This is a genomic window from Pseudoblastomonas marina, assembly GCF_034374265.1.
In the GTDB taxonomy this organism is placed as follows: domain Bacteria; phylum Pseudomonadota; class Alphaproteobacteria; order Sphingomonadales; family Sphingomonadaceae; genus Alteriqipengyuania_A; species Alteriqipengyuania_A marina.
In genome coordinates this window covers 1409820-1430204 of sequence record NZ_CP139718.1, presented here as the reverse complement: position 1 = coordinate 1430204, position 20385 = coordinate 1409820, and the positions used below count along the sequence as shown (strand labels likewise).

Here is a 20385-nt window from a genome sequence, read left to right as displayed (position 1 = left end):
ACCTATTGAAAGGAAACTGGCCGTTTTCGGTCGAGTCTACAGCAAGGAATGGCGGAATTCTGCGATTGCTGTCAGCTTGGGAAGCTTACGATCTACCCAGTTGATGGCGGAGGGACTCGAACCACAGCACCCGGGTTGTAATCGGTGCAATCGGACTGCTCGATTAAGAACATAGCTCCATCATCGCGAGCGCCCATCAATCGCGAAATTCGAGCACCGTCCCGCGATAAGGAACGAAGTGCCCCGTTGGATCCAAGAACCCTGCCCCGATCTTGTTGGCATGGAATTGGGCTGCGCTGAGCGTCGGATACCATTTTCCACGCCTACCTTTGGCGATGTAGCGATACTGCGTCATAGACAGTCGAGACGCGCCGCAAGCCATTCCGTTTCCGACGGAAAAGCAAAACTTTGGTTTTGGCCTGCACTTCCCGGTTCTTCGTTCGATCAGCTCCGTTCCGAAGACCGACAACCCACATATCGATGCGGCGGCACGTGAAATTCCTCTGCCGCACAGTGCGTGGAACGGTCGCAAAGCTCGTGGGTTGATCGAACATGAGGGGCGATAGCAGCATTCAACCCAGAAAGCTTTCCAAGGAAGACCTGGAAATCTTGCGCCGTTTTGAAACTGCCGTCCGCAGCCTACGTGGCTATCGTCATCCGACGAAGCCTCAATCCCTCCTCGCCAGATTCGTCGGGTGAACTCCACCGTGAACGGGGAGACGTCGCCGCCATCAAGTCGTGCACGGTTGGTCACGACTTGCTGGCAGGAAAGTCTTTCCCGCTGAAAGCGATCTAGAACTGATGAAAGCGATGCCCGGACTGCTGGCCGACCAAAAATTGCTAGCGGAGGAGGGACTCGATCCTCCGGACAAGCTCGGCTGCGCTGGCTGAGTGGCAATCGCTCATTGCCTGAGCCTTGCCGGGGAAGGGGAGAGCTGCGCCGGTCGAAGACAAGGTGCGATTAAGCTGACAGCACCCTAAATCGCCCTTGCGGAACATACCGATTTTCGCCGCCTCGCCGGTTTTCTATCACGGCGGACAGGAGAAGAACGATGCGATCCGAAGCGGGCGCGGGCGGCCAGTCGAAGTTGTCGAACAGCATTCGGACGACGGTTCACGACCTGCGCAACCTGTTCACAGTCGTCAATGCCGCCCAACAGATTTTGGTGCGCGACTCGGATAGGTCCCGATTGGTGGTCGTGGCCCGTTCGCTCGAACTGGTGGCGCGTGACGGCATCGCGCTGACCACGAGACTGCTCGCCCAAGGCGCGTTGGAAAGCGGCTCCCGCTGCGATCCTAATCGAACCCTGCGCAATCTCGAGGCGATGCTGGTCCCGCTGGGCGGGCCGCGCACGTTGATCCGGGTCGAACCTGGTGCCGAGCCCATAACTATTGGAATCGGGCCGATCGACCTTCAGGCCATTGCGCTGGAATTGGTGTCGAACTCGCTTGCAGGTGGGTCGCACCATGTCATCCTGCGTGGTCGTGCCGTGAACGACAACTACTGGCTTCTCGCGGTGGACGATGGTTGCGGTTGCGACATGGACAGTGCTTTGGTCGCCATGGTTGAGGATCGCGTCGGAGGAAGCGCCAATGGCACCGGCCTCAACCGGATCGGTCGCACCGTGCAGGAAGCAGGCGGGATCGCCAAGTTGCGGTCCGAACCGGGCAAGGGTTGCGCCATTGGGCTGGTCTTCCCAATCCTCGCCCAGACGGAATCCGAAGACGCCATGATTTCCGAGCAGAATCAGATACTCTCGTAATAGGTCCTGACGGCCTGCGCCATTCGCCCGACCTGAAGCTTCATGAAGATCATCTCGCGGCAAATCTCCACCTGATCGAGGTTCAGCTTCATCAAATGGGACGCCCAGCGTTCGGACTGGCCGCGGGCGAAGATCTTGAGCAGTGCGGCCTCGCGCTCGTCTAGCCCGGCGAGCTTGCTGCGCGCGCGTTCGCGGGCTCGCAACGGCTCCTGCGGATCGATAATCCATTGTTTCGCGCTCATCAGGGCGGATTGCAGCTCCACGCGCGTGAACGGCTTGTGCAGGAAATCCCTCGCGCCTTCCTTCAGCGCCCGGGCTTCCATCTGCGCGTCGCCATGGCCGGTCATCATGATGAGCGGAAACGAGCTGCGACGATCCGCCACGCCCTTCTGTACAGACAGTCCGTCCATCCCCGCCATGCGAAGGTCGAGCAGCACGCAGCCGGGCTCGATCTCATTCAGGTTGGCCACGAAGCTAGCTCCGTCGTCCCACATGACGGGCCGGAATTGCAGGGATTTGAGCAGGATCGACAGCGAGCGCCGCACTTCGGCCTCGTCGTCGACGACGTGGACCGTATTGTGATCAGACGTGCTCATCAGGCGGCTGTGCCATTGGGATCGTGAACTTGAACGCGCTTCCCGTGCCTTCGCGATCCTCGTGCCAGATGCGCCCGCCATGGGCCTCGACGAGCGTCTTGCAGATCGATAGCCCCAGTCCCATGCCGTCATGCTTGGTGCTCTTAAACGGTTCGAAGAGATTATGGCCGGCCGGAACCCCCGGGCCATTGTCCAGTACTGCGAAACACACACTGTGGAGCTCCGAACGGACGGAAAATACGATTGTGGTCTCGTCGTCGCTCTCCTCCATCGCTTCAATGGCATTGCGCGCCAGGTTCAGCAGGACTTGCTGGATCTGGATCGGATCGACCAGAACGGGGGGCGAGTCCGATCCGACATCGACATGGCACTGTAGCCCGTGGGCCTTGGCATCGATGGTCGCAAGCGCGCAGGCTTGGGTCGCCAGTTCTTCGGGTATTGCCAGGGTGCGCTGCAATTCGCCACGCGAGACGAAGCGACGCAGGCGCGATACGATCTCGCCGGCGCGGACAGCCTCCTGCGCTGCCCCGCGCAGAGCTTCGAAGATCTCGTCCCGATCCCAGAAGGGCAGCGAGGGCTCGAGCATCGCGGTGGCAGCTTCGACATAGTTCGAAATCGCCGAAAGGGGTTGATTGATTTCGTGCGCGAGAGCGGTGCTCATCGTCGCCGCAATCCCCACCCGCGACTGCCGGTGCATTTCGGCTTGGACCTCCTGGAGCCTGCGCTCCGCGCTCTCCTCCGTGGCAAGGTTGTGCATGAAAGCTGTGAACAGGCGGCGCCCCCCGGCATCGGTTTCGCCGATGCTGAGGCGCACCGCAAACACGGTGCCGTTCTTGTGCTTGGCATAAACCCGGCGCCCCTGTCCGATGATCTTGCGTTCGCCGGTTTGCAGGTAGCGAGCGATAAAGGAATCGTGGCGATGCGCGTCGGGTTCCGGCATCAATAGCGCGACGTTCCGTCCAATCGCTTCGGCGGCCGCATAGCCGAACATCTCCTCCGCGGCAGCGCTGAATGCGCAGATCGTCCCCACGTTATCGATGACTACCAGCGCGTCGGGGGCCGTTTCGAGGATAGCACGGAACTGAGCCTCGCTGATCGCGGCCAGCTGGGCGGCTTCCTCGGCCCCATATCTCACAACCGGGCCTCGAACACCGTACGCAGCACCTGAGCGAAACTGTTTGCTTCGAGCTTGCGCATGATCTTCGCCCTGTGAGCTTCGACAGTGCGTGCGCTGACGCCAAGGTCGAAGGCGATCGACTTGTTAGGAAGGCCTTCGACCAATCCCTCGAGCACATCGGCTTCGCGGGGGGATAGGCGTGCGAGCTTGGCCTGCGCCTCAACCGAACCGTCCGGGTCACGGCCCAGTTGTTCGAACGCAATGTCAAGTGTCTGGCGCAATTTGGCCGGCGCCGCGGGCTTTACGAGGAAATGCACCGCGCCGTGCTGCAAGGCGGAAACGGCTTGCGGGACCTGCGCTGTGCCGGACAGGAAGACGATCGGCCATTTCTTGCCCAGCTGGACCAGTTCGCGCTGGACTTCCAGGCCATCGACGCCGGGCATGTGGAGGTCGAGCAGAACGCAGGAAGGTCCGAGCGAGGGAGCGGCCTTGAGGAAGCTTGCGCCGTCGACCCAGCACTGGACGTAATATCCCAGCGACCGAAGCATGATCGATGTCGATTTCCTGACCACTTCATCGTCGTCAACGATTTGGATCAGTCGCGATTTACTGTCACTCCATTCTATTGCCATCTTGCACCCCCGTTGCGAGCCGGCTCACATTGCTTGCCGGTCACGGAGAATACTTTGCGAACCGGCGCAGGCAGGGACATAATAGACCAATTGCCCTCGATTTCTTTGCGAATTCGCAAATATAGCCAGCAACTGTCCTATTTTGACACAGAAAGATAACGCGGCAATCGATCACAGCCTCGCTCCGAGAACATGGCCCAATCGGCCAACCAGACAATTGGTAAACATACGAATATTCCGGAACGCGAGGAGGCCTAGCTTTTGTTCCATCCAGAGCATCGAGTCGCGGCTGTTGCAAAAGGGGGAAGATTGAGATGGAAGACGAGAAATCCGAGGGGTTTGGCCCCAAGACTTCGTCGGTTGCAAAGGGCCAGATTGCCTATTTCCAAGGCGAACCGGGAGATTCTTGGTACGAGGTCGTCAGCGGTTTCATGATGCTCTGTCATTTTTTCGGCGACGGGCGGCGGCAGATTTTCCGATTCGCGGGGCCCGGCGATGCGTTCGGGTTCGAAATCGGCCAGCGCCAGTCCTCGGCCGAGGCCCTCACCGACGCCAAGGTAATCCGTCATCCTCTCGTTGAGATCGATCGACGTCAGGAATACGAACGCTTCAGCGGCTCGCATCCGGCATTGCAGCGCGCCCTGCGTGCGGTTGAAGAGACCATCCAGCTGTTCAGCTACGGACATGCAGACGAGCGGATCGTCGCCTTCCTGCTGAAATTCGGCGAGCATGCAGACCAGCCCGACCTGATCGAACTGCCGATGTCGCGGCAGGACCTCGCCGATCACTTGGGCCTGACCATGCATACGATCAGCAGATCGATTTCCGAACTGGCCCGGCGGGGCTTCTTCGTCCTCGAGAAACCCGATCGGCTGCGCATCATCGATCGAGCGGGGATGGAAAGCCTCGTGCAATTCGAGGGGGTCGAACAACACGCTCAATTGGTAGCATAAAGGGGGAACGGGGGATGAATACGATCGGAATCGCAAAGTTTCGGCGGGTCCTCGCACTCGGCTGTTCGCTCGGCCTGGTCTGGTCTGCGCCGTCCTACGCACAGGAACAGGCCGACGAACTCGCCGAATTGCGCAGCCAACTGGCCGCTCAGGCCCAGCGTCTCGACGAACAGCAGCGGAGGCTCGAGCGACAGGAAGAGGAGCTGAACCGCCTTCGCATCGTCATAGAGGCAGAAAACGTTCTCTATTCGCGCGAAGAGATCGATCGCCTTCGCGCCCGGGGCCTCGGCCGCAACGTCGATGTCTTCTCTTTGCCGCCCCAACAGACTCAATCCGAAACGCCCTCCGGTCCACCGCCGGACCCGCCGTCGCAACCGGTCGGCGAGGCACCGCCCGAGCAGCTCGATCAACGCCCCGCCGTCGCCGCTATTCCGCCGGAACAGGGGGTCCTCACTTCCCCGGGGCGGTTCGTCTTCGAGCCGAGCTTTGGATACGTCAATACCGCGAACAATCGCCTGGTGTTTCGCGGCTTCGAACTGATCCCGGGGATCCAGGTCGGCCTGATCGAGGCGAGCCGTGCTCGTCGTGACACATTCGTCGAGACGATTGCCCTGCGTTACGGCGTGACCCCGCGGCTCGAACTTGAGGGGCGCGTGCCATTGCTCTATCGCCGCGACGAAATCTCGGTGACGCAGCAGCGGGACGAGGGCATCGTTCGCGAAATCGAACTGGAAGGAAGAGGGGTCGGCGATGTCGAGCTGTCCGCTCGGTACCAGCTGAACAGCCAGAACGGGCAGTCCCCGATCTGGGTGGCGGGACTGCGCGTAAAGAGCGATACGGGGATCGGCCCCTTCGATGTAGGATACGATGAATTCGGCGTTGCCGACAGTCTCACGACAGGGTCCGGATTCTGGGGGGTGCAACCCAGCATCAGCATGCTTCTGCCCTCCGATCCGGTCGTGATCTTCGGCGGGGTGAGCTATCTCTACCAGTTCGGGCGGAACATCGATCGTTTGATCGGCGATGTTCCGATCGGGCGTGTCGAGCCGGGCGGTTCCATCGGGGCCTCGCTCGGCTTCGGCTTCGCCCTCAATCCGCGCTTCTCGTTCTCGCTGGGTTATCGACACAATTACGTCTTCCCCACCGAAACCGAGATCGGAACGAATTTGGAGCGATCGGCTTCGCTACAGGTCGGCACGCTGACCTACGGCATGTCCTATCGCCTTACCGAGCGAGAAACGCTCAACGTCTCGTTCGAATTCGGCGTGACGGAAGAAGCGCCCGATCTGGGCGTGACCTTGCGATTCCCCTTTGGGCTGTGATCAGCGGCCGATCGAACTCAGCGCCGATTGCGCAATAGCGTCGGCCAATCCGGACATCATGATCGCAGGGGCCATGGCCGTACGGAAGTCCTGATAGTTCGCGATTGAAAGCGAGATCTCCGCTTCCTGGCGAAGGTCGGTGCCGCTGGCGGTATTGAAGATCATGTTCTGCAACCGCCCGTCGACCCTCTGCAGCAGCGCGGTCTGGCCCTCGTTCGTCAGAAAGACCGGCTGCGAGTTGACGCTCATCTGCAGATTGCCGTTCGCCAGCAGGCCGGCACGCATCGCGGCTGCGTCGACCGGGTGGAGCAACGGTGATGCCCATTGTTCGCTCTGCGGCCCGCTATCCTCCCACGACACGATCGTGCGCAGCACGAGCTCGCCACCCAGATAGGTGCGCATCTCCGCGCCCAGCCTGATCTCGAGGCCATTGATCGTGAACCCGCCGCGCGCGTCGGACATTTCTTCATCGCTCAACAAACGCGGCTGATCGCCGGCTTCCCGGGCGTGGGTCGCGATCGGTGCGACCAGCATGGCACCGGTCGCCAGCGTAGCCAGAAGGCGAATGCGGAACATGGCAACTCTCCTATTCGACCGTGCCGACCCGCACCGGGATCAGCATTTCGGGGGTGATCTGGTATTCCGGGGGCAGGTCGTTGGTCAGATCATTGGAGGCGATCCTGATGCCGCCGCCTTCGTCGAGCGGTGCGCGCGACCAAGGTCCCCAGTCGCTTGCCAGGTCATAGGCGGGTCGTTTGCTGTCGGGCGCCTTCATGATGGCAAGCCCGATCCCCTCCCAATGGCGTGCGAAATCCTCCGTCGAGTACTGAACCAAGCCGAGGACGGGATCGCCGGTCAGGATACGGTCGCCGCGCATGCCCTTGATGACGACGAAATGCTTGTAGCCGTGTAGATCGATCAGCGCGATCATCGGGCGGCGCACCTGTGCCAAATGTTCGACCGAGAGACGGAATCCTTCGGCTTCATAGCCTATCGATTTGAGGTAGGTCCTCATGTCGAGCAGCGAGAAACCGCGCACACGGATCTCTTCGCGCTCGCCAACCTCCCACATCTTGACGAAGGCCTCGTGCTCTGATGTCGGGCGACCGTAATGATAGGTGAGGAGTGTCGCGAGGGCGGCCGAGCCGCAACTGAAGTCGTAGCGTTGACGAATGATCGAGCGAAAAGGGATTTCCCACCAGCTCATCACCCCGACATTGAAATTGCCTCCGCTGTCCGGCTGCAGACGCACCTGGGCGTCGACCGGGGCAGCGGAGGCGAGGATCGCCGCTGCTAGGGGGAGTCGGATCAAGGACGGGCAGCGGCGGAACCCGGCGAACACCACGTCAATTCTCGATCGTGATGGTGAGAGTCATCCCGGCCTGGAGATTGTTCTGTGCGCCGGTATTGAAAAGGAAATTCCCGACCCCGGTGAAATTACTCAGCGCATTGTCGCTCAGCAGTATCGAACCGGCGACGTAATCGCCGAGCGAGTTGCCCGATACGATCCCTTTGAGATCCTGGTCGTTGATTACGATGGTCGCCTTGCCGCGGGTCTCGGCGAGTTCCTCTTCGCTGAGCAGCAGCGGCAGGGAATCGTCGCGGGCAGGCGCAGGCATCGCCTCGTCCGGCAATGCTTCGTGCCGGTTGGCTGCTTGACCGGTTGGTTGGTCGGGGACGTTCGCGACGTCTTCCGCAAGCAGCGGTGCGGGCTGAACGTCCGGGTCTTGGGCAGCTCCGGGAGCGGTGGATGCCAGGCCGATGCCGACAGCCAACATCGCGGAATAGGGTGTGAACTTGGGCATGGTCGCATCTCCCGAAAAGACAGATAGAATGACAGGGTCCCGGGGGGCGGGACCCTGTCACTTGGCGTGGGCTCAATCGCCGCCGGGCGCGCCGCCACCTGCGTCGCTGCCGTTCGCAGCGAAGCTTACCTGTCCGTAGGCCGCGATGTTGGTCGCAGCCTGGGTGTTGGCGTTGATGCCGGTGTTCCAGGCGTTGTTGCTGATGCCGGCGAAGGCCGCGAACGCGTTGCCGCGCACATAGTTGTCGCCGCTGTTGTAGCCGACCGGGGCCGGCGTACCATCTTCGCCGTCCAGATCCACCAGTTCGTCCATCAGGCTGTTCGTATTGACAGCGCTTAGGGACTGATTCGCGGTGACCACCAAGAGGGTGTTCCCGTTGAACGAACCGTTCAGATCATCGTCGGACGAACTGTCGGTCGAATAGTCATTCCCATTGTTGATGATATCCAGCAGGTCGTTGAACGAATCCTGCACACCATCGTCATTGGTTTGGTTGCCATTCTGCTGGTTGCCGTTGCCGTCGTCGTTTTCGACGTCTTGGGCGAGTGCGGGGGTGCTGGTGACCAGCAGGGCGGCTGCGGCCCCGGCAGTCAGAGTCAGAAGTTTACGCATGACATTGCTCCATAAAATGGCGCAGCCATCAATCGCGATGCCTGCCCCTGTTCTGCTCCCGCCAATCGGAAGCTGCGGGTGAGATATCCGGCTACAGGGCGCGCTGTGTTGTTCTGCCGCAAAGCAAGGCATCCGCAATTTCCGCAATCAGCCCATTGCAGTCTGAGCGCCAACTAACAGAGCGAACTGAGATCTGACCTTGAGCGCCCCTTCGGAAAGCTTTTCGCCGGCGAGATTTGCAGGCAGCAAATGAGCCGGTTGGGAGGGCAGGCAGTGGCAATGACACCTCGATGGAATGTACGTGAAGGTGAACGGCGAGATGGCCCACCTGTGGCGCGCGGTCGACCAAGAAGGCGCGATCCTCGACTGGCCGCGTCGATTGGAGACGAGTTGCGATTAGACTGACAGCACCGCCATCGACCCCCAGCACTAATATCTGTTTGCCGGGGGGCCTCGCGCTTCGCCGCGGAACAGGCGTTCTGCCCCCGGCCCTTTCGTAGCAATGCGGCTAAACCGAGCTATCCCTTGATTCGCGATTGCGGCAATTCCACCCAAGAGAGGAATGACCGTTCGAACCTGGCTGTTTGCTGGCCGGGTGCCCACTCCGGTGGCCCAACCTCAAGGCAGGAGCTTCGCCGGTGTCCGACTTCGACTGCTGACAAACCTGCACATGAGCCTATGGCATAAGCCATGCGTGTCATCTTCGCATTAGCTTTGATGGTAATACCTCGCGCGCTCGGCGCCCAAGAAACCTTCTGGCCAATCCCTGCGGAAGCTCAAGGGTTACAAGCCGGAACCGACTTCTATCCCACCCTGCTTGCCGAGTTGGAAAGGTGCGAAAGCTCTGGTGACACCGACCTAGACTGCCTTTTCTTGGTGGATCGTGCCGCAGTCATTGCCGATCAAACAGGACGGCCGGAGGAGGCCCTGAGATTCAGGTTTCGTGCCGCCGAGATAGCGTACCAGTTGGCGCCCGACAGTCGACATTACGTTTGGCAAGCCAACACATCCCGAAGTCTGGCGCGGGCTCTTATATTGCGGGGGCGGCAGCCTGAAGCCATTCCCTTGCTGGAAAACGCCGTGCGTGTGCGCAGATTGATCGCGTCCAGGAGTGCCGAACCCGTAAGCACCGATGCGATCTTGATGGCGGGGACATTGCTCGAACTGGCCAGTGCCAGTGAGTACAGTGGTCGCTTGGGCAAGGTTGAGGACTACTTGCTGGAAGCCGACGATTTGCTCCAATTGATTGGTGAAGACTCCTCGCGCCTGGCGATCGAGATACAGGTCGCGATTGGCAAATTTTTGCTCGCTACCGGCCGAAGCGGAGCGGCGCACTCGTACCTGCAAAATGCATTGGCCTGGTATGTCGATCGCAAGATGCCCGACCATAAGGACACAGCGCATATTCGCGAGCTATTGGGCGATCTAGGGATGCTCGATGGCGACTATGCCAAGGCCGAGGCGCTCTACAACAAGGCTTTTTCGATCGCGCATGGCAACCTCCCCCGCGCCCGCAGCGAGCGCATGGCGGCAATGGCGATGCAAGGTTGGCTGAGCCTCAAGCTGGGAGAGGCGCAGCTGGCGCTGGGTGATGCCTTCGGTGCCCGACACAATTTCAACAAGGGGCTCGGCCTCGCAAACGAAAACACACCCGACAACCATCGTTTATTGACAGCGCTGCATCTACGGCTCGCCGCAGCGAGTGCAAAGCTCGGAATGGGCGAGAACCAGAGACGTCATCTCGAGCTCGGTTGGGCCAGGAGCCGCAATTTGGGAGACATCGGCGATAGCGAAAAGATCAGGGCAGATGCTGCGCTTGCAATCGCATTACAGCGTGAGGGCGAGGATTATGATCGAGCTCGTTCCTTATTTCTCGGGGCGATGACCGGAATCGAAACGCGATTGGACCGTGCAACTGAATTCGATGCTGCCGCGCAAAAAGATCTGGATAGCTATCGGGATATTTTTCAAGGACTGGTTCAGACCTCTTGGCAGTTGTCGCAGTGATAGGTGGGGCGCGCAGCGCCTGCTCAGCGCTCGGTACTCACTGCCGTGCGAGGCACTGTCAGAGCAAATGCGTCAACTAGCGGAACGCGCCGGAGAACGGCCATTTGCCGTTCCGATCTCGGGAACGGGCCCTCATTGAAAGTTTACGCAGCCTCTCGGCCATGAACCGAGAAAGCCTTTTTAACAAGTCGTGAAGCGTTTTTCGCGTCCATCGGCATTCCCACATAGTACCCCTGAGCGTGGGAACATCCTTCCATTTGGACGTGCTTGAGTTGCTTGGCGGTTTCAATTCCTTCAGCAGTTATAGACATGCCGAGGTTGGTTCCGAGATCGGTCACAGCCCGGACGATAGATAGAGCCTCAGGTTGGACGTCGATGTCCCGGATGAAAGATTGATCAATTTTGATTCTGTGGAAGGGGAACGAACGCAAGTAACTTAGGCTCGAATATCCCGTCCCAAAATCGTCCAGCGCAAATCTCACTCCAAGGTTTCGAAGTTCTTGTAGTATCGTCAGAGTTTCGAGGGTTTCGTCTAGTAGAACCCCCTCTGTGATTTCAAATTCGAGACGCTTGGGATCGATACCCGAAACCGCAAGTGCGTTGGCAACGCTACGGACGAGCTTATCGCCACTTCTGAACTGGACCGGCGAGAGGTTCACGGAAACCCCTATGTTCGTGGGCCAAGCTGACGCCTTCGAGCATGCTTCTCGCAGGGCCCATTCTCCGATGGGCACGATCAAGCCCATGTCTTCGGCAGTAGAGATGAAATCGCCCGGCAGGATCATGCCTTTGCTTGGGTGGCTCCAGCGCAAGAGTGCTTCGAATGAAGAGATCTTCCCGTCACAGGTGTCTATCACGGGCTGATAAACCATCTCGAACTCGTTATTCACGACTGCGCGGCGAAGGTCTTCTTCAAGCTCGCGTTTAGTCTGCATCTCCAAGTCCATTTCGGGAACGAAGAAAGAATAACGGGCCCGTCCCCGCGCTTTCGCTTGATATAAGGCCAAATCGGCGTTCACCAACAGTTGGTTCGCGTTGAGGCCGTCGTTCGGTCCGAGGGAAATCCCTATGCTCGCCCCGATGCAGACTTGCTTCGCGCCCACGTAAAAGGGGTGGTCAAGAGCCGAAACGATTCGCTCTGCAAGTACGCTTGCACCTTCTGGTTGGGTGGAGGCGGACTGAATGATTGCGAACTCGTCGCCGCCGATCCGGGCGACGCTGTCATTCTCTCGCACGCAAGCCTTCAGTCTTTCTGCGACTTGCTGGAGGATTGCATCGCCGACCGAATGGCCGAGCGTGTCGTTTACAGGTTTGAATCGGTCCAAGTCCAAGCACATCACCGCCACTTGTTTATGGGCGGGGATTCGAGCGAGCGCTTCGGTTAATCGCTCCTGGAAGAAAGTGCGGTTGGGAAGATCCGTTAGCGCATCGTGACGAGCCATGTGAGCGATCCGTGCTTCTGCACGTCGACGCTCGGTCACGTCCTCATGCGTGGTTACCCAGCCTCCCGAACGCATCCTCTCATGTGCAAGTGCGATGGTACGCCCATCTTCCAGCTCGTTTAGAAATGTTGAGGAATCAGAGGACACGATCTTGTCAACGAATCGATCGTGCAACTCCTCTGCGTCGCGCGCCGAATGATTTCCGACTTCCACACTGTGCTTGAGTATGCCCATCAAATCGATGCCAGGACGAACGACATCTTCAGACAGTCCATATATTTCGATATATTTCCTATTACAGACAACCAGACGTCCATCCCCGTCGAACATACAGAGACCCTGCGCCATATTATTCAGGGCGGCATCAAAACGGCGGTTCTGCTCGCTGAGGATCTTGTCCTTGATAATGATTTCTTGGGCGTCGATGTAGTGAGCGAAAGCTGTTCGCCAAATCATGAAGGATAATATCAGAGCGCCTACGCCCAAGACCCCGTATTCTATCCCGCCATGAATGAAACATGCCAAGGCGCCCGGCACGGCGACGGAAATGAGCTGTGCCGCCACCAAGCGGGGCCGGTGGTAGTTGCGTTGTGCTATAGCCATGGTGGCCATTGCGAGAGCGAGCGCCAAGAAGTGGACGATGGGTATATTGGTCGCGATGATCGCGCGGGCACTCAGCGCTCCGACCGCAGAAGAAGAGCCCAATGCCGCGAACCAGAAGGGCACCTCCGATTTGTAGATTTCCCTAGCAGATCTTTGCTCAAGAAATCGGGGCCGGCGCAGGAGACCGAAGAGCACAAACGATACCGCGGAGATCGTGAGAACAGCCAACCCAAGATCGTTAGCCCGGAACGCGGCCAGCCCGCCAAGCAAACCAATATAGCAGCCAGATCCTACCGTTACAGTAAGGGGCGTCTGGTAGAGCCTGGTTACGAGCTGAGCATACACTGGTAGGGGAAGTGCTTTGTCGCTACTACTGAGTGTGAACCAATCCAAATTCAGTTCCCCAATCCCCCACGAAGGTGGTGCGTTTCGGCGCCTCCGATCCGATACCGCCAAACCGCTAAAGGAAGGTGAAGAATTGCAATGGACCCAACAGCCTCCTTGCCTTCCGCGTTTAGCATTTGAAGACGCAAAAGCGATGAAGGCCCGTAACTAGGTCTCCGCGCCTCTAGTTAGGGCATGCGTGGACACTCGTTTCATAGCGGTTTCTTAAATGGTGCCCAATGAACGCAGTCGGGTCGTTAGCCGACGGTCGGCTCCCAGCAGTACGGGCGCTCGGTGCAGATCGTTGGAGTTTCCGCACTGCCATTTCGATGCCTCACGCACCCTCGCGATGGTTGGAGACGCAGCCTCTGCCGCAGCAGAGTCCCGCTGCTAATCGCCTTGAAGATCCGAAGCCTTTTTGATCGGAACGTCTTGGCTGGAGCGCGTCTATTCAGGGACTCGACGACTTTTCGCCAGCTGTTAAGAGGAAGGCCGGGTTTTAGTGTGGAGGGGAATCATATTTCACTCGGATTCCTTGGAAGAACAGTACGCGCGCGACGGTTTCGTCGTGGCCCGGTTGATGGATCGCGAAGTGGCCCTCGGAATCGCTCGTCGGGCCCGTCATTCGCTGCCGTCGCGCATCCCCCGGCATGAGAACGTAACCTACATCTATACTGACGAACCTGAGTTAGCCTGGATCGAGGAGCTGGCCGGCCCGGTCTTCGATCAGGGCATGATGCCGTTGCTCGACGGCATGAAGCGACTGCACCCCTCGGTGATCGTCAAGCCTGCGGGCGAGCGCGCCGTACCGCCGCATGTCCATCCGATCTTCACGCTCGACCAGTCGGTCTCGACCGTCTTCTGCTGGTGCGCGCTGGAAGACATGCGGGAGGAAAACGGCGTGATGCAGGTCCTCCCGGGGAGCCACAAGCTTTTCCCGATCATGCCGATGTACGGACAGAAACCCTATTTCCTGTGCGCGTGGGACTCGATCGCGGAGAGGATGGAGTCGGTGTACCTCGAAGCGGGCGAGGCCATGCTGTTCGACGAAAGCCTGATCCACGCATCCTACCCCAACACGACCGGCGACCATCGCATCGCGCTGGCCACGCATTGCATTCCCGAAGCATTGGAGCCGATCGCGTTGTTCCCGGCGGCAAACGGACAATACGTGGTCTACGAAACCGGCAAGGATTTCGGTTACCAGTATCACATCCGGCCGGACATGATCGATCCGCCCGGGCACTGGCGCAAGCTGGGCTATGTCGACGACGTCCACGAACTCGTCGATCCCGATGAATTCTGGCGCCGCCTCGACGCCGGGCGACACATCGATACGACGTTTCCGCTGGTCCCTCGCAGGAGCGAGGCATGTTCGGCCCCGCGCGCTTCCCGGCAGCCCGGTCGCTGGCGCGGGCGGGTGCGACGGCTCGTCGATCGGGTCCTCAACAATGCATAGCTTACGTGCCCCACGCCGGGCCCTTCTTCGCGACGATCTGCAGGCGCGCCTCGATCGCGACGGGTATGTCGTCGTCGACGCGTTGAGCGAGTCAGCGGCACGCGAATTGCGCGCGCGGGCGATCCGGTCGATGGATGGCGCTACGCCCGTCAACGACCCGCAGGGCGCGCTCTACGGCACCCTGTTCGACCCGCCGCACCGTGCGAACGGCGCCGGGATCGCGGATCGCACGCTCACCCCGCTCGTCGCTGACCTGCTCGACCGCTTCCGCTACGAAGGAGGCTATGTCGTCGCCAAGCCCGCCGGCGCGGGTCGCCTCGACATCCACCAGCACCAGCCGGTGACGCGCGATATTTTCGAGCCCGCCGTGCATTGCTGGCTCACGCTCGACGATACCGGTCGGAACCGGGGCGGGTTACGCGTCGTTCCCGGCAGCCACGCGATAACCCGGCATGTCCAGAGTTTCGACACCGCGCCCTATTTCGCCGGTTTCGCCGAAGCGCTTGAAAGCCGACATGCGGTCACGCTCGAACTTCGTGCCGGGCAGGCGATCATCTTCGAGCGGTCGCTGCTGCACGGGTCGGAGCCCAATGCGAGCGACGATCCGCTGTTGCGAATCCTCGGGACGGCGATTCCGGAAGAGAGCCGGCTGTGCATCCTCGCCGAGACAGCCCCCGGTCGCTTCGAAGCGCTCGAAGTCGGCACCGGCGAAATCGACCCCGAGCTCTATTGCATCGCCCGGGAAAATCGAGCGGCTTTGCTGAGCGCCGGCTTCGTCGAGAACCGGAATCTCGCGCTCGACGAAACCGAGTTCATCGCGCTTTTGGCGGCGGGGGAAAGGATCGCCCCGGGTCACGATCCCATCGACCGTATTCGAGTAGCGCACCGGTGAACGGGTATTTCCGCGACCCCGGATTCGATGCGGCGTTCGCCCGCGACGGCTTCGTCGTTGTCGACCTGCTGGGCGAAGAGGCGGTCGAGGCCCTCTCCCGCGAAGCGCGGCGGCTATTGCCATCCGAGCGAAGCTTCAACGATCCGCAAGGGGCGGCCTACACCTCGTATTTCGATCTCGAATACCGCGCGGAGGCGTCAGCGCTGATCCGCTCTTTCGTCGAGCCCGTATTGACCGAAGTGCTGGTCGGGTTCGAGCCGCTCTTCGCGACGTTCTTCTGGAAGCCCGGCAAAGGACCGGAAACGCCGATCCACCAGCATTCGCCCTACGTTTCGGATCTGCGCGGAGCGACGATCAATTGCTGGTGCCCGCTGGTCGACTGTACGCGCGATTCGGGCGCCCTGACGATCGTGCCGCGGAGCCAGCGGCTGACCCGGCATATCCAGGTCCCGATGCGCCCCGCATACTGGCAGTCCTTCACCGCGAGCTTGCAGCAGCAATATCTCGAAGCGATCGAGGTTCGCGCCGGCCAGGCCGTCCTGTTCGACGACACGATGCCGCACGGTGCGGCGAGGAATGCGCGCGAGCAGGATCGGCTGGTAACCCTGACCACGATGGTGCCGGAGGGGGCGATCCCGTCCTACGTCGTCGGCGACGAGGGAGGGGAGGTGGCAGTGGCCTACGCCGCCGAGGACGAATACGCCTATTCGGACATGTTCAACGGACGACTTCCCGCACCGAGCGAGCGGCGCCCATTAGCGCGGGTCGACGAAAGCTGCGAACCGATCGATGCGGCCGAGTGGCGCCACCGGCTGCGGATGCGGGGAGTCCATCCTCGAGGCAGCTGGCAGCGCCGGATCTCGAGACTGAAGAAATTGCTGGCGAGGGAAGAGAAATGGTGATGTTTCGAGATGCGGCCACGCAGGCCGAATTCGACAGGACCGGCTTCGTGGTGCGCAGGATCCTCGGTGAAGACGAGGTCGTAGAAGTACGCGAGCGGCTCGAAAACGTTGCGGCCGGTCGCAGCTTCGAACGGAACGACTGCGAGGACAGCTACTACAATTCCATGTTCGAGCGGGAGCCCGTCTTCCAGGCCCGGTTTCGCGATGCCATGGCCGAGGCGTTTCATCCACGCCTCGATGCGATGCTGGACGACACCCGCTATTTCGAGACCTCGCTGCTGTACAAGCCCCCCCGATCGCGCGCCCTCAACGTCCACCAGCACGTTCCGCTGACCGAAAGGCCGTTCGAACCGGCGGTGTTCTGCTGGTGTGCGCTCGAGGATTGCGACGAGAGTTCCGGAACCCTGCTGGTGGTCCCCGGCTCGCACCTGCTCCTGCGGTTCATCCGCACCCTGCAAACGGACGAGTTCTTCCTCGACTATCGTGACGAGCTCACGCGCCGTCACGCGATTCCGATCCCGCTCCGCGCGGGTGAGGCGATCATGTTCGAGAATTCGCTGCTCCATGGCTCGACGCCCAATGCCAGCGAGCGGGCCCGCCCGATCGTCCTGACCATCGTGATGCACGAGGGCGCGCGGCACATGCTCTACCATCACGACGAAACCGGCGAGGCGGTGATGATCGACAACGACTTCGACGAAATCCAGTGCCAGACCATGTTCCCCGGCGGCACCGACGTGATCGAAGGCCGTGAAATCGGACGCCTGCCATCCTGGTCAGACAAGCCCACGCTCGAGGAATTCGAGGCGCTGCTCGAACGCGGGCAGCGGGCCAGCGAAACCTTCGACCCGCTCGCCCAATTGCGGGCGGAACGCGGCGCGACGTGGCGCGGTCGCCTTTCGCGCGCCTTTGCGGGACTTGGCGCCTGATGGCCGCCATATTGCGCGATCCGACATTGCAGGAGGCCTTCGACCGCGACGGCTATGTGGCGGTGCCGCTGCTCGAACCGCGCGAAGTCTCCGAATTACTGACGGCGCTGGCCGGGCTTGCCCCGGCCGACGAGTGGACTCCCGACGGCTCCGGCCCGGCAATGAACAGCTATCATTGCAGTTTCCTCGATACGGGGAAGGCCTACAAGCGTGCAGCTTTCGAACTGCTCTCGAAGGCATTCGCCGAGGCCATCGCGCGCCACCTGGCCGATTTCCGACCGCTATCCGCCAATTTCTACGTGAAGCCGACCGGCCAGGGGCGCATCCCGGTTCACCAGAACTGGCCGGTGCTCGATTCGCTCGACGCGACCTCGGTGACAATGTGGTGCCCCCTGGTCGATGTCGATGCGACCAACGGAACGCTGCATGTCGTGCCGGGGAGCCACAAGCTCGTGCCGCACATCGAGGGGCCCGGATCGCTCTCGTTCTTTTCGGCCTATCGCGACGATCTCGACGACCAGTTGGTCCCGCTCGCCGCATCGGCAGGTCACGGCTTCATCTTCGACGACAGCCTGGTCCACGGTTCTCCGGAGAACCATGGCCCCGATCCTCGCATCGCCGTCCAGATCACCTGCGTCCCCGCCGCTGCCGAGCCGGTCTTCTATTTCAATTCGGGCGACGAAGAGTTCGAGCTGGTCGATGCCGACAGCGAATTCTACCTCCAGAACGACGTCACCGACCTGGTCAGCCGCCAGGCGGACTGGCGGGTCCGGGGACGGGTAGCGAGCCGCAATCGACAGATCGACAAGCGTGAATTCGTCGGCCTGGTGAAAAGGAAGCGTTCGGGAGGCGAACCTGGCTCGCTTCGATCATCGCTCTTGCGCGGCCTTGCTTCGTTGCTGCCCCTCAGGTCCAGCTGACTTCGACCACCGCGAGCTGGCCGAGTTCGACCTGGTAATTGCTCGCGATCGAGGGCGGGCTTTCCACGACGATACAACTCGCCGCGCCCGCAAAGCCGGCCAGCGCCACCGGCGTACCGGACCTGCGGTCGATGATGTTGAGCCGTATCGCATAGGTGCCGGGTGCGAGTGGAAGGCGGTCGACCCGGCAGCGGAGCGTCCCCGATCCCGCGGCAAGCTCGCGTCCGCGCATGTCCTGTGCGGTGGTGACGCATTGGAGCTGGTCGGCGGTCCATATCTCGAAGCCCCAGCAGACATCGTCGACATGGTGATCGAGGGTGTAATCCACCTCCAGGACGGCTGCCTTTCCCGTCACCGCCTTACCGGCTTCGTCACCGAAGCGAACGAGGCGAAGCGATGTCGCCTCCGCCTCGACGGGCCGGTCGCAGTGGCGATTGCGCTCGACGAGGGCGCGGACCGCCTCGGTCGCGCTTCCCGCGAAGGCAGGCTTGCCGGAGACGAGCATGATCGCCTGCGAGCAAAGCATCTGGACCTGGACGAGGTTGTGCGACGCGAGCAGGATCGATCCGCCGCGCGCGAGGAAGTCGTCGATGAAGCGGACGCATTTGCGCTGGAAGGCCGGGTCCCCGACCGAGAGCGCTTCATCGATGAGCAACACGTCGGGCCGCGCCATCGCCGCGGCGGCGAACGACAGCCGCGCGATCATGCCGCTGCTATAGGATTCCAACGGCGCATCGATCGCCTCGGCCAGGTCCGCGAACACGAACACACGGTTCGCATAGGCCAGCGCCTCGTCGTCGCGGAGCCCCTTCAACAGCGCGCCCAGCTCGATGTTCTCCCGGCCCGTGAGCAGGGGGTTGAGCCCTTCGCCCAGTTCGATCACCGCTCCCACCGTGCCATGTCGTGCAATTTCGCCCCGGCTCGTTTGGAGGGTGCCGGCCAGGGCCTTGAGCAGCGTGCTCTTGCCCGCACCGTTCTCGCCGATGACGGCGATGGCCTCGCCCGCGCGAAGTTCGAGGTCGATCCCGTCGAGCGCGTAGAATTCCCCGGGACGCAGCCGTGGCGCAGCGGCGCGACTGCCGCCGAACGACTTCAGGCTGTCCACCAGCGCGTACCAGGCGGCGCGCGATCGGTTCGCGCACCGCACCACGGCGAGGTCGGTGGCGCGCAAGCGCAGCGCGGTCATCTCAGCGCGCTCAAGAATCGGCGTTGGCCCGACTTCAGCCAAGATAACGCCAACACCAGCATGGCCGCGACGACCACCACGCAGCCGACGAGGAATACGACACTGACCGGCAGGCCGGTTGCGCTCGCCCGTGCCGCTTCGATCACCGGGGCCAGGGGATTGACCCAGTCGGGGATGAAGGCGGGTTGGCGATAGAATACCGGGCTGGTGAACATGGCCACCGCCAGCAACACCGCCAATAACCTGCCGATGTCGTCGATGAGCATGCCGGGCAAGGCGGCGAAGATGCCGATTGCGAGGCCGCCGGTGGCCAGGACGATGAGGAAGGCGGGGAGGGCTGCCGCGCTGAGCGAAGGAGACACGCCGAGGAGCGGGACGACCAGCAGGAGAAACAGGCAGCGGAAAAGGATTGCGAAGACGAGGTCGAACAGTCCGACCAGGAGTGCGAGTTCGACCGTCATATGTCCCCCCGCAAGCTCGGTCTGAAAGGAGGCCAGCTGTCGCTGGGGCATGAGCACCGCATCGGCGAAGACCTGCCAGAAGGTCACCCCGGTCAGCACGAACACCGCAGGAGGAAGTCCGCCGAGGCCGGACTGGCCGATCAGGCGGGTCGACTGGAGGCCCAGACCGATACCCAGCGCGGCCAGCAAAGGGACGATCACCCAGGTGAGTCCCAGCCAATTGCGTCGCCGCCGGGTCTTGAGGTGGAACAGGTAGACTTTCCACCTGACCCGGAAGGCCTCCGTCCAGGCTTTCGCCACCTGTGCTCCTACAGCCGCGAATCCCATCAGCGCTCCTGACGAAGTCGACGCTAGAACGACGTCACCCAATCCGATCCCGAGGGACTAGGCCAAGCGCGAT

General features: G+C 61.2%; 20 protein-coding genes. 10 read left to right on the top strand and 10 right to left on the bottom strand.

What is annotated here, in order from left to right:
• The first annotated feature begins 1052 nt into the window (after positions 1–1052).
• Complete coding sequence (locus T8S45_RS07045; protein WP_322293219.1) at positions 1053–1763, top strand: ATP-binding protein; 711 nt, start codon at positions 1053–1055, stop codon at positions 1761–1763.
• On the opposite strand, the gene T8S45_RS07040 is transcribed toward T8S45_RS07045, so the two are convergent.
• Genes T8S45_RS07040 through T8S45_RS07030 form a run of 3 tightly spaced genes read right to left on the bottom strand, consistent with a single transcriptional unit; the run spans position 1748 to position 4108 of the window.
• Entirely contained in the window at positions 1748–2359 is a 612-nt protein-coding gene (locus tag T8S45_RS07040) for a response regulator transcription factor (protein WP_322293218.1), read from the bottom strand. The genes T8S45_RS07045 and T8S45_RS07040 overlap by 16 nt on opposite strands.
• Positions 2346–3494 carry a two-component system sensor histidine kinase NtrB gene (locus T8S45_RS07035; protein ID WP_322293217.1) on the bottom strand — a complete coding sequence of 383 codons (1149 nt, stop codon included), beginning with the start codon at positions 3492–3494 and terminating at the stop codon, positions 2346–2348. Before T8S45_RS07035 ends, T8S45_RS07040 begins: the two co-directional genes overlap by 14 nt.
• Positions 3491–4108, bottom strand: coding sequence for a response regulator transcription factor (locus T8S45_RS07030; RefSeq protein ID WP_322293216.1), 618 nt, complete (start codon positions 4106–4108; stop codon positions 3491–3493). Before T8S45_RS07030 ends, T8S45_RS07035 begins: the two co-directional genes overlap by 4 nt.
• Positions 4109–4422: 314 nt before the next feature.
• On the opposite strand from T8S45_RS07030, the gene T8S45_RS07025 reads away from it, so the two are divergent.
• Both T8S45_RS07025 and T8S45_RS07020 read left to right on the top strand, forming a co-directional pair.
• Entirely contained in the window at positions 4423–5061 is a 639-nt protein-coding gene (locus T8S45_RS07025; RefSeq protein ID WP_322293215.1) for a Crp/Fnr family transcriptional regulator, read from the top strand.
• 14 nt (positions 5062–5075) lie between these two features.
• Positions 5076–6383 carry a hypothetical protein gene (locus tag T8S45_RS07020; protein ID WP_322293214.1) on the top strand — a complete coding sequence of 436 codons (1308 nt, stop codon included), beginning with the start codon at positions 5076–5078 and terminating at the stop codon, positions 6381–6383.
• On the opposite strand, the gene T8S45_RS07015 is transcribed toward T8S45_RS07020, so the two are convergent.
• The 4 genes from T8S45_RS07015 to T8S45_RS07000 all read right to left on the bottom strand — a co-directional run bounded on the left by T8S45_RS07015 (position 6384) and on the right by T8S45_RS07000 (position 8800).
• Entirely contained in the window at positions 6384–6959 is a 576-nt protein-coding gene (locus tag T8S45_RS07015) for a hypothetical protein (RefSeq protein ID WP_322293213.1), read from the bottom strand.
• A gap of 10 nt (positions 6960–6969) precedes the next feature.
• On the bottom strand, positions 6970–7695 hold the full coding sequence (locus tag T8S45_RS07010; protein WP_322293212.1) for a C39 family peptidase: 726 nt from the start codon (positions 7693–7695) through the stop codon (positions 6970–6972).
• Between the two features lie 34 nt (positions 7696–7729).
• Positions 7730–8188 carry a hypothetical protein gene (locus T8S45_RS07005; RefSeq protein WP_322293211.1) on the bottom strand — a complete coding sequence of 153 codons (459 nt, stop codon included), beginning with the start codon at positions 8186–8188 and terminating at the stop codon, positions 7730–7732.
• 72 nt (positions 8189–8260) lie between these two features.
• Positions 8261–8800 carry a hypothetical protein gene (locus tag T8S45_RS07000; protein ID WP_322293210.1) on the bottom strand — a complete coding sequence of 180 codons (540 nt, stop codon included), beginning with the start codon at positions 8798–8800 and terminating at the stop codon, positions 8261–8263.
• 295 nt (positions 8801–9095) lie between these two features.
• Between T8S45_RS07000 and T8S45_RS14190 the strand changes: the two genes are divergently transcribed.
• Positions 9096–9200 carry a DDE-type integrase/transposase/recombinase gene (locus tag T8S45_RS14190; protein WP_407654881.1) on the top strand — a complete coding sequence of 35 codons (105 nt, stop codon included), beginning with the start codon at positions 9096–9098 and terminating at the stop codon, positions 9198–9200.
• Between the two features lie 290 nt (positions 9201–9490).
• A complete protein-coding gene (locus tag T8S45_RS06995; protein WP_322293209.1) occupies positions 9491–10807 on the top strand; it encodes a tetratricopeptide repeat protein in 1317 nt (438 codons plus the stop codon).
• Between the two features lie 143 nt (positions 10808–10950).
• Here the strand turns inward: T8S45_RS06995 and T8S45_RS06990 are convergent, their stop codons facing one another.
• On the bottom strand, positions 10951–13080 hold the full coding sequence (locus T8S45_RS06990) for a putative bifunctional diguanylate cyclase/phosphodiesterase (RefSeq protein WP_322295171.1): 2130 nt from the start codon (positions 13078–13080) through the stop codon (positions 10951–10953).
• A gap of 691 nt (positions 13081–13771) precedes the next feature.
• On the opposite strand from T8S45_RS06990, the gene T8S45_RS06985 reads away from it, so the two are divergent.
• The 5 genes from T8S45_RS06985 to T8S45_RS06965 are packed head-to-tail and all read left to right on the top strand — an operon-like array spanning position 13772 to position 18338.
• A complete protein-coding gene (locus tag T8S45_RS06985) occupies positions 13772–14695 on the top strand; it encodes a phytanoyl-CoA dioxygenase family protein (RefSeq protein ID WP_322295170.1) in 924 nt (307 codons plus the stop codon).
• Entirely contained in the window at positions 14688–15587 is a 900-nt protein-coding gene (locus T8S45_RS06980) for a phytanoyl-CoA dioxygenase family protein (RefSeq protein WP_322295169.1), read from the top strand. The genes T8S45_RS06985 and T8S45_RS06980 overlap by 8 nt, the downstream gene beginning before the upstream one ends.
• Positions 15584–16489: a phytanoyl-CoA dioxygenase family protein gene (locus tag T8S45_RS06975; protein WP_322295168.1), complete on the top strand. Its 906-nt coding sequence runs from the start codon at positions 15584–15586 to the stop codon at positions 16487–16489. Before T8S45_RS06980 ends, T8S45_RS06975 begins: the two co-directional genes overlap by 4 nt.
• A complete protein-coding gene (locus tag T8S45_RS06970; RefSeq protein WP_322295167.1) occupies positions 16483–17418 on the top strand; it encodes a phytanoyl-CoA dioxygenase family protein in 936 nt (311 codons plus the stop codon). The genes T8S45_RS06975 and T8S45_RS06970 overlap by 7 nt, the downstream gene beginning before the upstream one ends.
• Positions 17418–18338 carry a phytanoyl-CoA dioxygenase family protein gene (locus T8S45_RS06965; RefSeq protein WP_322295166.1) on the top strand — a complete coding sequence of 307 codons (921 nt, stop codon included), beginning with the start codon at positions 17418–17420 and terminating at the stop codon, positions 18336–18338. The genes T8S45_RS06970 and T8S45_RS06965 overlap by 1 nt, the downstream gene beginning before the upstream one ends.
• Here T8S45_RS06965 and T8S45_RS06960 read toward each other — a convergent pair.
• A complete protein-coding gene (locus T8S45_RS06960) occupies positions 18325–19524 on the bottom strand; it encodes an ABC transporter ATP-binding protein (protein WP_322295165.1) in 1200 nt (399 codons plus the stop codon). The genes T8S45_RS06965 and T8S45_RS06960 overlap by 14 nt on opposite strands.
• Positions 19521–20312 (bottom strand): ABC transporter permease, encoded by a 792-nt coding sequence (locus T8S45_RS06955; RefSeq protein ID WP_322295164.1) that lies wholly within the window; start codon positions 20310–20312, stop codon positions 19521–19523. The genes T8S45_RS06960 and T8S45_RS06955 overlap by 4 nt, the downstream gene beginning before the upstream one ends.
• Positions 20313–20385: the final 73 nt, after the last annotated feature.